The 16,020-nt window shown below is 53.8% G+C and carries 10 protein-coding genes; 8 read left to right on the forward strand and 2 right to left on the reverse strand.

Annotation, left to right across the window (positions count from 1 at the left end):
• The first annotated feature begins 50 nt into the window (after nt 1-50).
• The 7 genes from OGX95_RS01970 to trhP all read left to right on the forward strand — a co-directional run bounded on the left by OGX95_RS01970 (nt 51) and on the right by trhP (nt 12,560).
• Complete coding sequence (locus OGX95_RS01970; protein WP_286628136.1) at nt 51-1,298, forward strand: MdtA/MuxA family multidrug efflux RND transporter periplasmic adaptor subunit; 1,248 nt, start codon at nt 51-53, stop codon at nt 1,296-1,298.
• Nucleotides 1,298-4,420, forward strand: coding sequence for an MdtB/MuxB family multidrug efflux RND transporter permease subunit (locus tag OGX95_RS01975; RefSeq protein WP_286628137.1), 3,123 nt, complete (start codon nt 1,298-1,300; stop codon nt 4,418-4,420). The genes OGX95_RS01970 and OGX95_RS01975 overlap by 1 nt, the downstream gene beginning before the upstream one ends.
• Complete coding sequence (gene mdtC, locus OGX95_RS01980; protein ID WP_286628138.1) at nt 4,421-7,501, forward strand: multidrug efflux RND transporter permease subunit MdtC; 3,081 nt, start codon at nt 4,421-4,423, stop codon at nt 7,499-7,501.
• Nucleotides 7,498-8,913 carry an MFS transporter gene (locus OGX95_RS01985; protein ID WP_286628139.1) on the forward strand — a complete coding sequence of 472 codons (1,416 nt, stop codon included), beginning with the start codon at nt 7,498-7,500 and terminating at the stop codon, nt 8,911-8,913. Before mdtC ends, OGX95_RS01985 begins: the two co-directional genes overlap by 4 nt.
• On the forward strand, nt 8,910-10,313 hold the full coding sequence (baeS, locus tag OGX95_RS01990) for an envelope stress sensor histidine kinase BaeS (RefSeq protein WP_286628140.1): 1,404 nt from the start codon (nt 8,910-8,912) through the stop codon (nt 10,311-10,313). Before OGX95_RS01985 ends, baeS begins: the two co-directional genes overlap by 4 nt.
• On the forward strand, nt 10,310-11,032 hold the full coding sequence (gene baeR, locus OGX95_RS01995; RefSeq protein ID WP_137382236.1) for an envelope stress response regulator BaeR: 723 nt from the start codon (nt 10,310-10,312) through the stop codon (nt 11,030-11,032). Before baeS ends, baeR begins: the two co-directional genes overlap by 4 nt.
• Nucleotides 11,033-11,198: 166 nt before the next feature.
• The gene (trhP, locus tag OGX95_RS02000; RefSeq protein WP_271441353.1) at nt 11,199-12,560 is read left to right on the forward strand and encodes a prephenate-dependent tRNA uridine(34) hydroxylase TrhP; all 1,362 of its coding nucleotides are present in this window, start codon (nt 11,199-11,201) and stop codon (nt 12,558-12,560) included.
• 248 nt (nt 12,561-12,808) lie between these two features.
• Here trhP and clpA read toward each other — a convergent pair whose 3' ends face one another.
• Together clpA and clpS are read right to left on the reverse strand one after the other, a co-directional pair.
• On the reverse strand, nt 12,809-15,085 hold the full coding sequence (gene clpA, locus OGX95_RS02005; protein WP_040231864.1) for an ATP-dependent Clp protease ATP-binding subunit ClpA: 2,277 nt from the start codon (nt 15,083-15,085) through the stop codon (nt 12,809-12,811).
• A 30-nt stretch (nt 15,086-15,115) separates the two neighbouring features.
• The gene (gene clpS, locus OGX95_RS02010; protein WP_005128368.1) at nt 15,116-15,436 is read right to left on the reverse strand and encodes an ATP-dependent Clp protease adapter ClpS; all 321 of its coding nucleotides are present in this window, start codon (nt 15,434-15,436) and stop codon (nt 15,116-15,118) included.
• A gap of 322 nt (nt 15,437-15,758) precedes the next feature.
• Here clpS and cspD point away from each other — a divergent pair, with 322 nt between their 5' ends.
• The gene (gene cspD, locus OGX95_RS02015; RefSeq protein ID WP_005128369.1) at nt 15,759-15,983 is read left to right on the forward strand and encodes a cold shock-like protein CspD; all 225 of its coding nucleotides are present in this window, start codon (nt 15,759-15,761) and stop codon (nt 15,981-15,983) included.
• Nucleotides 15,984-16,020: the final 37 nt, after the last annotated feature.

Genomic DNA, 16,020 nt, shown 5'->3' on the forward strand with positions numbered 1-16,020 from the left:
CTAAACTAGTATCATTCCGCGAAACGTTTCAGGATGAGAAACTTACAACAATGAAAGGCAGTAACAAATCCCGCTGGGTGATAGCAATCGTGAGCGTCGTGGCCGCCATCGTCGCATTTTGGTTCTGGCAGAGTCGCAGCGAACCCCAGGGAACAGCCCCCGGCGCAACCCGTCAGATGCAACCCGCTCCGGCAACGGGACGGCGAGGAATGCGTTCAGGCCCGTTGGCTCCGGTTCAGGCGGCCACGGCAGTCGAACAAGCAGTTCCACGCTATCTGACCGGGCTGGGTACCATTACTGCCGCGAACACCGCGACGGTACGCAGTCGCGTGGACGGCCAACTCATCGCCATACACTTTCAGGAAGGACAGCAGGTGAAAGCCGGCGACCTGCTGGCAGAAATAGACCCCAGCCAGTTTAAAGTCGCTCTGGCTCAGGCGCAGGGGCAGTTAGCGAAAGATAAAGCCACACTGGCCAATGCCCGTCGCGATCTCGCCCGCTATCAGCAACTGGTTAAAACCAACCTGGTCTCTCGCCAGGAACTGGATGCGCAGCAGGCGCTGGTCAACGAAACACAAGGGACGATAAAAGCCGATGAAGCCAGCGTCGCCAGCGCGCAATTGCAACTCGACTGGAGCCGGGTAACGGCTCCTGTTGATGGTCGGGTGGGCCTGAAGCTTGTGGATGTGGGTAACCAGATATCCAGCAGCGATACCACCGGGATTGTCGTCATTACACAAACCCATCCTATTGATCTGGTTTTCACTTTGCCAGAGAACGATATCGCGACCGTAGTACAGGCACAGAAATCGGGGACGCCACTGAAAGTTGAGGCCTGGGACCGTACCAACTCGCAAAAACTGAGCGAAGGCGTACTGCTGAGCCTCGACAACCAGATTGACGCCACCACCGGCACCATCAAAGCGAAAGCCCGCTTTAACAACCAGGACGATGCCTTGTTCCCGAATCAGTTTGTTAACGCTCGCATGCTGGTCGACACCGAACAAAATGCCATCGTGATCCCGGCTGCCGCATTACAAATGGGCAATGAAGGCCACTTTGTCTGGGTGCTGAACAACGACAACAAAGTCAGCAAACATCTGGTTAAACCAGGTATTCAGGACAGTCAGAACGTCGTTATCTCCGCCGGGCTGTCCGCGGGCGAACGCGTCGTCACCGACGGTATTGATCGTCTGACGGAAGGGGCTAAAGTCGAGGTCGTGGAGGCTCACGCCGCCACCGCTAGCGACGACAAAGCCGCACCGCGCGGCTATGGCAAAAAAGGAGCGAGCTCCTGATGCAGGTGTTACCTCCCGGCAATACAGGCGGCCCGTCCCGCCTGTTCATTCTGCGCCCTGTCGCCACCACATTGCTGATGGTCGCGATTTTGCTTGCCGGTATTATCGGCTATCGTTTCCTGCCCATTGCTGCATTACCAGAAGTGGATTACCCCACCATTCAGGTCATAACGCTCTACCCCGGAGCCAGCCCGGATGTCATGACGTCTGCAGTTACCGCTCCGCTTGAACGCCAGTTCGGGCAGATGTCCGGTCTGAAACAAATGTCCTCCCAAAGTTCCGGTGGTGCATCGGTGGTCACGTTGCAGTTTCAACTGACCCTGCCACTGGATGTTGCCGAGCAGGAAGTTCAGGCCGCCATCAATGCAGCCACCAATTTATTGCCGGGTGACCTGCCTAACCCACCGGTGTACAGCAAAGTTAATCCAGCGGATCCGCCGATCATGACGCTGGCCGTCACCTCGACCGCCATGCCGATGACGCAGGTGGAAGATATGGTGGAAACCCGCGTCGCACAGAAAATCTCCCAGGTTTCTGGTGTTGGCCTGGTGACACTTTCTGGCGGCCAGCGTCCTGCGGTCCGCGTGAAGCTCAATGCACAGGCGATTGCAGCACTCGGCCTGACCAGCGAAACCATCCGTACGGCGATTACCGGTGCCAACGTCAATTCCGCCAAAGGGAGTCTTGATGGGCCAACACGTGCCGTTACGCTTTCCGCTAACGACCAGATGCAGTCTGCCGATGAGTATCGCCAGTTAATTGTTGCCTATAAAAACGGTGCGCCGGTGCGCCTTGGCGATGTTGCCACCGTCGAACAAGGTGCAGAAAACAGCTGGCTTGGGGCATGGGCCAACAAACAACAAGCCATCGTGATGAACGTACAGCGTCAGCCTGGCGCAAATATTATCGCCACGGCAGACAGTATTCGGCAAATGCTGCCACAACTGACAGACAGCCTGCCGAAATCGGTGAAAGTCACTGTACTTTCGGATCGTACGACCAATATTCGCGCTTCCGTTGCAGACACTCAGTTCGAACTGATGCTGGCAATTGCGTTGGTCGTCATGATTATCTACCTGTTTCTGCGCAATATTCCTGCCACCATCATTCCTGCTGTTGCCGTGCCGCTATCGCTGATCGGTACTTTCGCGGTAATGGTCTTTCTTGATTTCTCCATCAACAACCTGACATTGATGGCGCTGACCATCGCCACGGGTTTTGTGGTGGACGATGCTATTGTGGTTATCGAGAATATTTCGCGCTATATCGAAAAAGGGGAGAAACCACTGACCGCAGCCCTGAAAGGTGCAGGCGAGATTGGTTTTACCATCATCTCCCTGACGTTTTCATTGATTGCGGTATTGATCCCACTGCTATTTATGGGCGATATCGTCGGGCGCTTGTTCCGAGAATTCGCCGTTACGCTGGCGGTCGCGATTCTGATTTCCGCCGTCGTATCGCTAACCCTGACACCGATGATGTGCGCGCGCATGCTCAGTCAGGCGTCATTGCGTAAGCAAAACCGCTTCTCCCGTGCCTCAGAAAAAATGTTCGATCGTGTGATCGCCGGATACGGACACTGGCTGGCAAAAGTACTTAACCATCCGTGGTTGACGCTTGGCGTCGCACTCAGTACGTTGGCCCTGAGCGTCATGCTGTGGGTTTTTATCCCAAAAGGCTTCTTCCCAATTCAGGATAACGGCATTATTCAGGGTACGCTGCAGGCTCCACAATCCAGTTCATTTGCCAGCATGGCCCAGCGCCAACGCCAGGTTTCCGATGTGCTCCTCAACGATCCCGCGGTAGAAAGCCTGACGGCCTTTGTGGGTGTTGATGGCACGAACCCCGCGCTGAACAGTGCACGCCTGCAAATTAACCTCAAGCCGCTGAATGAACGCGATGACCGCGTACAAAAAGTAATTGAGCGTCTGCAGGATGCGGTGGATAAGGTTCCCGGCGTCGATCTCTATCTCCAGCCGACCCAGGACTTGACGATTGATACTCAGGTGAGCCGGACACAGTACCAGTTTACGCTGCAGGCCACCTCTCTGGACGCCCTCAGTACCTGGGTGCCACAACTGTTGGAAAAACTGCAGCAGTTGCCTCAGCTGTCTGATGTCAGCAGCGACTGGCAGGATCAGGGACTGGTGGCCTATGTGAATGTTAATCGCGACAGTGCCAGTCGTTTAGGGATCAGCATGGCAGATGTCGATAACGCCCTGTACAACGCCTTCGGACAGCGTTTGATTTCGACTATCTATACACAGGCAAACCAGTATCGCGTGGTATTAGAGCATAACACTGACAGCACACCTGGACTTGCCGCGCTGGATACCATTCGTCTGACCAGTAGCGATGGCGGAATCGTACCGCTCAGCGCTATCGCCAACATCGAGCAGCGTTTTGCCCCGCTATCGATTAACCATCTCGATCAATTCCCGGTGACGACTATCTCGTTCAATGTGCCAGATAACCAGTCGTTGGGCGATGCGGTCCAGGCGATTCAGGATGCCGAAAAAACACTGAACCTGCCTGCAAATATCACCACTCAGTTCCAGGGCAGTACGCTGGCATTCCAGGCAGCCCTGGGCAATACCATCTGGCTGATTGTGGCGGCAGTGGTCGCGATGTATATCGTGCTCGGCGTATTGTACGAAAGCTTTATTCACCCGATTACGATTCTCTCTACGCTTCCCACTGCAGGTGTCGGGGCGTTGCTGGCATTGATGATTGCCGGCAGTGAGCTGGACGTGATCGCGATCATCGGCATTATTTTGCTCATCGGGATCGTGAAGAAAAACGCCATCATGATGATCGACTTTGCCCTTGCCGCAGAACGTGAGCAGGGAATGTCACCGCGCGATGCCATTTTTCAGGCCTGTCTGCTGCGTTTTCGCCCGATCCTGATGACCACGCTGGCAGCACTACTGGGGGCGTTGCCGCTGATGTTAAGTACCGGCGTAGGCGCGGAGTTACGCCGTCCATTAGGGATTGGCATGGTCGGCGGCCTGCTGGTCAGTCAGGTCTTAACCCTGTTTACCACACCGGTAATTTACCTGCTGTTTGACCGGCTGTCGCTGTACGTGAAAAACCGCTTCCCACGCCAGGAAGAGGAAGCGTAAATGAAATTTTTTGCGCTTTTCATCCATCGCCCGGTCGCGACCATTCTCATTTCGGTGGCGATTACCCTGTGCGGGATTCTTGGCTTTCGTCTGTTGCCAGTGGCCCCACTGCCGCAGGTTGATTTCCCGGTAATCATGGTCAGTGCATCGCTACCGGGAGCATCACCAGAAACAATGGCGTCATCCGTAGCAACCCCACTGGAACGTTCGCTTGGGCGCATTGCGGGCGTAAATGAGATGACATCAAGCAGTTCGCTTGGCAGTACGCGCATTATTCTCGAATTTAAATTTGACCGCGACATCAACGGCGCAGCACGGGACGTACAGGCCGCCATTAACGCGGCGCAAAGCCTGCTGCCCAGCGGGATGCCCAGCCGTCCGACGTATCGGAAGGCCAACCCTTCTGATGCGCCGATCATGATCCTGACGCTGACATCGGACACGTACTCGCAAGGTGAATTGTACGATTTCGCATCCAAGCAACTGGCGCAAACTATCGCGCAAATCAACGGCGTCGGTGATGTGGATGTCGGAGGAAGCTCCCTTCCCGCTGTGCGCGTGGGGCTTAATCCGCAGGCGCTGTTCAACCAGGGCGTATCACTGGACGCGGTGCGTAGCGCTATCGATAACGCCAACGTGCGTAAACCACAGGGCGCTATCGAAAATGAAACCCATCGCTGGCAGGTACAAACCAACGATGAACTCAAAACTGCGGCGGAATATAAGCCCGTTATCATCCACTATAACAATGGCGCAGCTGTGCGGCTGGGGGATGTTGCATCTGTCAGTGATTCAGTGCAGGACGTACGCAATGCGGGGATGACCAATGCCAAACCGGCCATTCTGTTGATGATCCGCAAACTGCCGGAAGCCAATATTATTCAGACGGTAGACAGCATTCGCGCCAAACTACCAGAGTTACAAACCCTGGTTCCTGCCGCTATCGATCTGCAAATCGCCCAGGACCGTTCGCCGACTATTCGCGCCTCACTGGAGGAAGTCGAACAGACGCTGATTATCTCCGTGGCGTTGGTTATCCTGGTGGTGTTTGTCTTCCTGCGCTCCGGACGTGCCACCCTGATCCCTGCCGTTGCGGTTCCGGTCTCGCTGATTGGTACGTTTGCCGCGATGTATCTGTGTGGATTTAGCCTCAACAATCTGTCGCTGATGGCGCTAACCATCGCGACGGGGTTTGTCGTCGATGATGCCATTGTGGTACTGGAAAACATTGCACGCCATCTCGAAGCAGGAATGAAACCGTTACAGGCGGCACTACAGGGCACGCGCGAGGTGGGTTTCACCGTTCTCTCCATGAGCCTGTCGCTGGTGGCGGTATTCCTGCCACTGCTGTTAATGGGCGGGCTGCCAGGTCGTCTGTTACGCGAGTTTGCCGTCACTCTGTCGGTGGCTATCGGTATTTCACTGCTGGTATCGCTGACGTTGACGCCGATGATGTGCGGCTGGATGCTCAAATCCAGCACGCCACGCGAACAATCGCGTAAGCGGGGATTTGGCCGTGTACTGGTGGCATTACAACAAAGCTACGCCACCTCGCTGAAGTGGGTGCTACGCCACACGCGCATGGTGGGAGTGGTGCTACTCGCAACCATTGCCCTGAACGTCTGGCTCTATATTTCCATCCCCAAAACCTTCTTCCCGGAGCAGGATACTGGCGTACTCATGGGCGGGATCCAGGCCGATCAAAGCATTTCGTTTCAGGCGATGCGAGGCAAACTGCAGGACTTTATGAAGATCATCCGCGACGATCCTGCGGTGAATAATGTCACCGGATTTACCGGCGGCTCACGCGTCAACAGCGGGATGATGTTTATCACCCTGAAGCCACGTGGAGAACGCCACGAAACGGCGCAACAGGTGATTGACCGCCTGCGTGTCGCGCTTGCCAAAGAACCCGGCGCAAACCTGTTTCTGATGGCAGTACAGGATATTCGCGTCGGTGGTCGTCAGGCCAATGCCAGCTACCAATACACGCTGTTGTCAGATGACCTCGCCGCACTGCGCGAATGGGAACCGAAAATTCGTAAGGCGCTAGCCACCCTGCCCCAACTGGCAGACGTCAATTCCGATCAGCAGGACAACGGCGCAGAGATGAATCTGACCTACGATCGTGACACCATGTCACGTCTGGGAATCGACGTCGAAGCAGCAAACAGCCTGCTGAATAACGCCTTTGGTCAGCGGCAAATTTCGACCATCTATCAGCCGATGAACCAGTACAAAGTGGTGATGGAAGTCGACCCACGCTACACCCAGGATATCAGCGCCCTGGACAAAATGTTCGTCATCAACAGCGATGGTAAAGCGATACCGTTGTCGTACTTTGCCAAATGGCAACCGGCAAACGCACCGCTATCGGTGAATCACCAGGGGTTGTCTGCCGCCTCAACCGTATCGTTTAACCTGCCGACGGGTTCTTCACTTTCTGAAGCGACGGAGGCCATCAACAGAACCATGACCCAGCTTGGGGTACCGTCGACGGTGCGCGGTAGCTTTGCGGGTACCGCGCAGGTATTTCAGGACACCATGAATTCACAGGTGATCCTGATTATCGCCGCCATCGCCACAGTCTATATCGTGCTGGGTATGCTGTATGAAAGCTATGTTCACCCGCTGACTATTCTCTCCACGCTGCCTTCTGCCGGCGTTGGGGCCTTACTGGCGCTGGAGCTGTTCGATGCCCCGTTCAGCCTAATCGCCCTGATAGGGATCATGCTATTAATTGGCATTGTGAAGAAAAACGCCATCATGATGGTCGATTTTGCGCTGGAAGCGCAGAGAAATGGCAAGTTGCAGCCGGAAGAAGCGATTTTCCAGGCCTGCCTGCTGCGTTTTCGCCCAATAATGATGACCACGCTGGCGGCACTGTTTGGTGCGCTGCCGCTGGTATTATCCGCTGGTGACGGCGCTGAATTGCGCCAACCATTGGGGATAACCATTGTTGGCGGACTGGTCGTGAGTCAGCTACTGACGCTGTACACCACTCCGGTGGTCTATCTCTTTTTCGATCGTCTGCGTCTGCGTTTTTCGCGTAAAGGCAGCAAACCGGTAGCAGAGTTATGACAGAACTTCCCGACAGCACCCGCTGGCAACTTTGGATTGTGGCATTTGGCTTTTTTATGCAGTCGCTGGATACCACCATCGTCAACACCGCGCTTCCCTCAATGGCCAAAAGCCTCGGGGAAAGTCCACTGCATATGCATATGGTCATTGTGTCATATGTATTAACCGTAGCGGTGATGCTGCCCGCCAGCGGTTGGCTGGCCGATAAAATCGGTGTACGCAATATATTCTTTACCGCAATCATTCTGTTTACGCTGGGATCGCTGTTTTGCGCCTGGTCCGGAACGCTGAATGAACTGGTGATGGCGCGTGTGTTACAGGGGGTAGGCGGCGCAATGATGGTACCCGTCGGCAGGTTAACGGTGATGAAAATCGTCCCACGCGAGCAATACATGGCGGCAATGACATTCGTCACCTTGCCCGGTCAGATTGGTCCTCTTCTGGGCCCGGCATTAGGGGGGATCCTGGTGGAATATGCCTCCTGGCACTGGATATTTCTGATTAACATTCCGGTTGGCATTGTCGGGGCAATAGCCACGTTAATGCTGATGCCCAACTACACCATGCAAACTCGCCGTTTCGATCTTTCTGGATTCATGATGCTGGCTGTTGGCATGGCGGTACTCACGTTAGCGCTCGATGGTAGTAAGGGAACCGGCATTTCCCACATCACGCTGGCAGCGCTGGTTATCTGTGGCGTACTGGCGATCCTGCTGTATCTGAAACATGCCTACAACAACCCTCGTGCACTGTTTAGCCTGCATCTGTTTCGTACACACACCTTCTCTTTAGGCCTGTTCGGCAGTTTTGCCGGACGCATCGGTAGCGGGATGTTACCGTTCATGACCCCGGTATTCCTGCAGATAGGATTGGGCTTTTCGCCACTTCATGCCGGATTGATGATGATCCCGATGGTGCTGGGCAGTATGGGAATGAAACGCATTGTGGTCCAGGTCGTCAACCGGTTTGGCTACCGTCGCGTACTGGTCACCACCACGCTTGCCCTGTCGATGGTCAGCCTGTTGCTGATGAGCACCGCGTTACTCGGTTGGTATTACGCCCTGCCGTTCATACTGTTCTTACAGGGAATGGTCAATTCTACCCGCTTCTCATCAATGAACACACTGACGCTCAAAGACCTGCCGGATGACCTCGCGAGCAGCGGCAACAGTCTGCTGTCGATGATCATGCAACTGTCGATGAGTATCGGGGTAACCATCGCCGGTCTGTTGTTAGGCATGTTCGGGCAGCAGCATATCGCCATCGACAGCGCGTCTACGCATACCGTCTTTATGTATACCTGGCTGTGCATCGCGTTTCTTATCGCACTGCCTGCCATCATTTTTGCCCGCGTGCCGAACGACACGCAGACCAACGCGGTGATTTCACGGCGCAAAAGGAGCACCCGATGACGTTCTGGCGGCCCGGTATCACCGGCAAACTCTTTCTGGCTATTTTCGCCACCTGCATTGTGTTGCTGATCAGTATGCACTGGGCCGTCCGCATTAGCTTCGAACGCGGTTTTATTGACTACATCAAACACGGTAACGAACAGCGCCTGCAAATGTTGAGCGATGCCCTTGGCGAGCAGTATGAGCAGCACGGCAACTGGCGATTTTTACGTAACAACGATCGTTTTATCTTTCAGATCCTGCGCTCATTTGAACACGACAATGACGATGATAAACCGGGCCCCGGCATGCCACCGCACGGCTGGCGCACGCAATTTTGGGTGGTCGATCAAAGTGCCCATGTGCTGGTCGGCCCGCGCGGTCCCGTACCGCGTGACGGCACTCGCCGCCCGATCCGCGTCAACGGTCTGGAAGTTGGCGCCGTCATCGCCTCACCCGTTGAACGGCTGACGCGCAATACGGATATTAACTTCGATAAACAACAGCGGCGCACCAGTTGGCTGATCGTGGCGCTCTCCACCATACTGGCAGCGCTGGCAACATTTACGCTGGCACGGAGCCTGCTCGCGCCCGTCAAACGACTGGTCGACGGCACACACAAACTGGCGGCCGGCGATTTTACTACCCGCGTGGTTCCCACCAGTACCGATGAACTGGGCAAACTGGCGCAGGATTTCAACCAGCTTGCCAGTACGCTGGAAAAAAACCAGCAGATGCGCCGGGACTTTATGGCTGATATTTCTCACGAACTGCGCACACCGCTGGCAGTTTTACGCGGCGAACTCGAAGCTATTCAGGATGGTGTACGTCAGTTCACCCCGGATTCGGTAGCCTCATTGCAGGCCGAAGTGGGTACGCTCACCAAACTGGTAGACGATCTCCACCAGCTTTCTATGTCTGATGAAGGTGCGCTGGCCTATCAGAAAACCTCGCTGGACCTGATCCCTCTGCTGGAAGTGGCGAGCGGCGCGTTTCGTGAGCGCTTTGCCAGTCGAGGGCTGACGATCCAGCTTTCACTCCCGGACAGCATGACGGTCTTTGGCGACAGGGATCGCCTGATGCAACTGTTTAACAACCTACTGGAAAACAGCCTACGCTACACCGACAGCGGTGGCGGTCTGCATATCAGTGCCGAACAGCGGGAGCGGATGGTGTTATTAACCTTCGCCGATTCCACCCCCGGCGTTAGCGACGAACAGCTACAGAAACTGTTCGAACGTTTTTATCGCACCGAAGGGTCCCGCAACCGGGCCAGCGGTGGGTCCGGGCTGGGGCTGGCGATTTGCGTCAACATTGTCCAGGCGCATAATGGTCTGATCCGCGCCGCCCATTCGCCTTTTGGCGGGGTTAGCATTACAGTAGAGTTACCGCTGGAACGCGACTTACAGAGAGATGTATGACTGAGTTACCCATTGATGAAAACACGCCGCGTATTCTGATCGTGGAAGACGAGCCCAAGCTGGGGCAACTGCTCATCGACTACCTGCGTGCGGCAAGCTATGCCCCTACGCTCATCAATCACGGCGATCAGGTGTTGCCTTATGTACGCCAGACGCCGCCCGATCTGATCTTGTTAGATCTGATGTTGCCTGGTACCGACGGTCTGACTCTGTGTCGGGAAATTCGTCGTTTCTCTGACGTCCCGATTATGATGGTGACCGCCAAAATCGAAGAGATTGACCGCCTGCTGGGGCTGGAGATCGGTGCAGATGACTACATTTGTAAACCGTACAGCCCGCGGGAAGTCGTCGCACGAGTGAAAACGATCCTGCGCCGTTGTAAACCACAGCGCGAGTTGCAACAGATGGATGCAGAAAGTCCACTGATCGTTGATGAAGGCCGTTTTCAGGCATCGTGGCGTGGAAAAATGCTCGACCTGACACCTGCTGAATTTCGCTTACTCAAAACACTGTCGCATGAACCGGGAAAAGTGTTCTCCCGCGAGCAATTGCTCAACCATCTCTACGATGATTACCGCGTCGTTACCGACCGCACCATCGACAGCCATATCAAGAATCTGCGCCGTAAACTGGAATCGCTGGATGCAGAGCAGTCGTTTATCCGCGCGGTCTATGGCGTAGGATATCGCTGGGAAGCCGATGCCTGTCGGATAGCTTAATCAGCCAGAAGCCAATCAAGGCCGGGTAAGGCAAAATGCCCACCCGGCACAATAACTTTACCTGCCCGCCACGCAGCGATACAATGCCCGCCCTTAATATGGGGGCACTCCCCCAACCGCTTCATGCAGTGAAGCGAGTCTGACCTGTCATCAGAACGAGAACATTATGTTTAAACCGGAACTCCTTTCCCCGGCGGGAACGCTGAAAAATATGCGTTACGCTTTCGCCTATGGCGCAGATGCTGTGTACGCGGGCCAACCGCGTTACTCTCTGCGTGTGCGCAACAACGAATTCAATCACGAAAACCTGCAACTCGGCATTAATGAGGCCCATGAACTGGGTAAAAAATTCTATGTGGTGGTTAATATTGCCCCGCATAACGCCAAGCTGAAAACCTTCATTCGTGACCTGAAACCCGTTGTGGAAATGGGGCCGGATGCACTGATCATGTCCGATCCGGGGCTGATCATGCTGGTCCGTGAACACTTCCCTGATATGGATATTCATCTGTCAGTACAGGCTAACGCGGTCAACTGGGCAACGGTGAAGTTCTGGAAACAAATGGGCTTGACCCGCGTGATCCTTTCCCGCGAACTGTCGCTGGAAGAAATTGAAGAGATCCGCACCCAGGTTCCGGATATGGAGATTGAAATCTTCGTTCACGGTGCGCTGTGTATGGCCTACTCCGGCCGCTGCCTGCTCTCCGGCTACATCAACAAGCGCGACCCTAACCAGGGGACCTGTACCAACGCCTGCCGCTGGGAATACAACGTACAGGAAGGTAAAGAAGATGTGGTGGGTAATATCGTGCACAAATACGAACCCATCCCGGTACAAAACGTGGAACCGACACTTGGGATCGGCGCGCCTACGGACAAAGTGTTTATGATTGAAGAAGCCCAGCGTCCGGGTGAATACATGACCGCGTTCGAAGACGAACACGGCACTTACATCATGAACTCAAAAGATTTACGCGCAATTGCCCACGTTGAGCGCCTGACCCAGATGGGCGTGCATTCCCTGAAAATCGAAGGTCGCACCAAGTCTTACTATTACTGCGCCCGTACTGCACAGGTCTATCGTAAAGCCATTGACGATGCTGCGGCCGGTAAACCGTTCGATCCGCAACTGCTGGAAACACTGGAAGGTCTGGCGCACCGTGGTTATACCGAAGGGTTCCTGCGCCGCCATACTCATGACGACTATCAGAACTACGAATACGGTTTTTCTGTTTCCGAACGTCAGCAGTTTGTCGGTGAATTCACCGGCGAACGCAAAGGCGATCTGGCTGCTGTGCTGGTGAAAAACAAATTCACCGTCGGTGACAGTCTGGAGCTGATGACGCCGCAGGGTAACGTCAATTTCACCCTTGAGCAGATGGAAAACGCCAAAGGCGAAGCTATGCCAGTTGCGCCTGGTGATGGTTATACCGTATGGATGCCCGTACCACAGGATATCGATCTGAATTATGCATTACTGATGCGTAATTTTGCCGGTGAGTCCACGCGCAATCCACATGCTAAGTAGTTAATTACGGTTATTTTTCAGCGTTCGGAAGATTCTTAGAAATCGATCACATACCGTTTCGTTCATTAAGGGTATTATCCCATCCGCTGAAAAACATAACCCATAAATGCTAGCTGTACCAGGAACCACCTCCTTAGCCTGCGTAATCTCCCTTACGCAGGCTTATTTTTTGCCTGTCATTCATCTGTTGTCTGACATCAGGCGAAAAAAAAACCGGGCATTCGCCCGGTTTATCATGCGATTAGAAATTAATGTGCAGCTTCTGGCTTGTGCTTTTGCGCACTCTGGAAACCATAGGTCAGCTCATTTTTTTCTTTATCCAGCGCGACGGTAACCTGACCACCATCCACCAGCGAACCAAACAACAATTCGTTGGCCAATGGTTTTTTCAGGTTGTCCTGAACCACTCGTGTCATCGGACGTGCGCCCATTGCGCGGTCGTAGCCTTTTTCCGCCAGCCAGTTACGTGCTTCCTGACTCACTTCCAGAGAGACACCTTTCTGATCCAGCTGAACCTGCAGCTCGACAATAAATTTATCCACCACCTGATGAATCACTTCAGTCGAGAGATGATCGAACCAGATAATGTTGTCGAGGCGGTTACGGAATTCCGGCGTAAACACTTTCTTGATTTCGCCCATCGCATCAGTACTGTTGTCCTGATGGATAAGCCCAATTGATTTACGCTCAGTTTCACGTACCCCGGCGTTGGTCGTCATCACCAGCACCACGTTGCGGAAATCCGCTTTACGCCCGTTATTGTCAGTCAGCGTACCGTTATCCATGACCTGCAGCAGCAGGTTAAAGACATCCGGGTGCGCTTTTTCAATTTCATCCAGCAGCAGTACAGCATGCGGATGTTTAATCACCGCATCGGTCAACAAGCCGCCCTGGTCAAAACCGACATACCCTGGAGGCGCGCCAATCAAGCGGCTGACAGTATGACGTTCCATATATTCGGACATATCAAAACGCAGCAGTTCGATGCCCAGGGCTTTAGACAACTGCACCGTGACTTCGGTCTTACCGACGCCAGTCGGTCCGGCGAACAGGAACGAACCGACAGGCTTATGCTCATGACCCAGACCGGCACGGCTCATTTTGATCGCTTCGGTCAGTGCTTCAATGGCTTTATCCTGCCCGAATACCAGCATTTTCAGACGGTTGCCCAGATTTTTCAGCGTATCACGATCGCTCTGCGAAACGCTCTTCTCCGGGATCCGCGCAATACGGGCTACGACAGATTCGATATCTGCCACGTTGACGGTTTTCTTGCGCTTGCTGACCGGCATCAGACGCGCACGTGCGCCTGCTTCATCAATCACATCAATCGCTTTATCCGGCAGGTGGCGATCGTTAATGTATTTCACCGCCAGTTCGACAGCTGCACGTACCGCTTTGGCGGTGTAGCGAACGTCATGGTGCGCTTCGTACTTCGGTTTCAGACCGTTGATAATCTGCACGGTCTCTTCCACTGACGGCTCAGTGATATCGATCTTCTGGAAGCGACGCGCTAACGCACGGTCTTTCTCAAAGATATTGCTGAACTCCTGATAGGTGGTTGAACCTATCACACGAATTTTCCCGCTGGAGAGCAGCGGCTTGATCAGGTTAGCCGCATCCACCTGGCCGCCCGATGCCGCCCCCGCACCGATAATAGTGTGGATCTCATCGATAAACAGAATGCTGTTAGTATCCTGCTCCAGTTGCTTCAGCAGCGCCTTAAAGCGTTTTTCAAAATCACCGCGGTATTTGGTACCCGCCAGCAATGAACCGATATCCAGAGAATACAGCGTACAATCAGCCATCACTTCCGGCACATCACCCTGGACAATACGCCAGGCGAGACCTTCGGCAATCGCCGTTTTCCCCACACCGGATTCTCCCACCAGCAGTGGGTTATTTTTACGACGACGACACAGTACCTGAATGGCGCGCTCCAGCTCTTTTTCCCGGCCAATAAGCGGATCAATCCCGCCTACGCGAGCCAGCTGGTTAAGGTTAGTCGTGAAGTTCTCCATACGGTCCTCCCCGCCAGCTTGCTCTTCGTTATTTGGCTGATTACCGGAGTCAGAAGACTGACTCGGTTCGTCTTTACGCGTGCCATGAGAAATGAAATTCACCACGTCCAGGCGACTGACTTCATGCTTACGCAGCAGATAGGCCGCCTGTGATTCCTGCTCGCTGAAGATAGCAACCAGCACATTAGCGCCAGTCACTTCATTGCGCCCGGAAGACTGAACATGAAAGACAGCTCGTTGCAAAACACGCTGAAAGCTCAACGTCGGCTGAGTATCGCGCTCTTCTTCGCTGGCAGGCAATACGGGTGTGGTTTGTTCAATGAAGGCTTCGAGTTCCTGACGGAGCGCCACCAGATCCACAGAACACGCTTCCAGCGCTTCGCGGGCCGATGGGTTACTGAGCAACGCCAGTAACAAGTGCTCGACGGTCATAAACTCATGTCGGTGCTCGCGCGCTCTGGCGAAAGCCATGTTTAAACTGAGTTCCAGTTCTTGATTGAGCATAGGCACCTCCCCCAATATTTATGCCTGCATTCAGGCTTTTTCCAGCGTACACAGCAACGGATGCTCGTTTTCCCTCGCATATTTGTTCACCATCGCCACTTTGGTTTCAGCAACCTCGGCGGTGAATACGCCGCAGATGGCTTTACCTTGATAGTGAACGGCAAGCATCAGTTGCGTTGCACGTTCTACATCATAAGAAAAGAATTTTTGTAACACGTCAATAACAAACTCCATCGGAGTGTAATCATCATTGACTAATATCACTTTATACATAGATGGCGGTTTTAGCGCGTCGCGCAATTTGTCTTCCGCCAGCTGTTCGAAATCCAGCCAGTCGTTCGTCTTACCCATTGTCAGTCGTCATCTTCAGTTACGGTTACCGGCAGAATAACTTGCCGCTGACTAGAGCCTATGCGCATAATCAATCTACCTCAATTATTAGATAACTATCATCTATCAGTGTCATCCGCGACATCTGTCACATATCCGACAATAGCGTTAACTGCTTCAAATTTTGATGCATTTTTACCCGATTCCACAAGCCTGGCGCTTGACGCCCCGCCTGATTTCTCTAAATTGTAGTTTCGAGAGTTGGCGAGGTTTTGAACAGCCCCCACTCCGCCACCGGTTCATTCCATCTTACTTATATAAGATTTACGAAGGATGTCGAAGTATGGAAACGGGTACTGTTAAGTGGTTCAATAATGCCAAAGGGTTTGGTTTCATCTGCCCCGAAGGCGGTGGTGAAGATATCTTCGCCCATTACTCCACCATTCAGATGGATGGTTACAGAACGCTAAAAGCCGGACAGTCTGTCCAGTTTGATGTCCACCAGGGGCCAAAAGGCAATCATGCCAGTCTTATCGTGCCCGTCATTGAAGCAGAAGCTGTCGCATAGCTCTTCTGTCTCATTGTGTACATCCCGCAGACAAAAT

Origin of the sequence: Citrobacter sp. Cu233 (assembly GCF_030332225.1) — a bacterium.
GTDB lineage: Bacteria > Pseudomonadota > Gammaproteobacteria > Enterobacterales > Enterobacteriaceae > Citrobacter.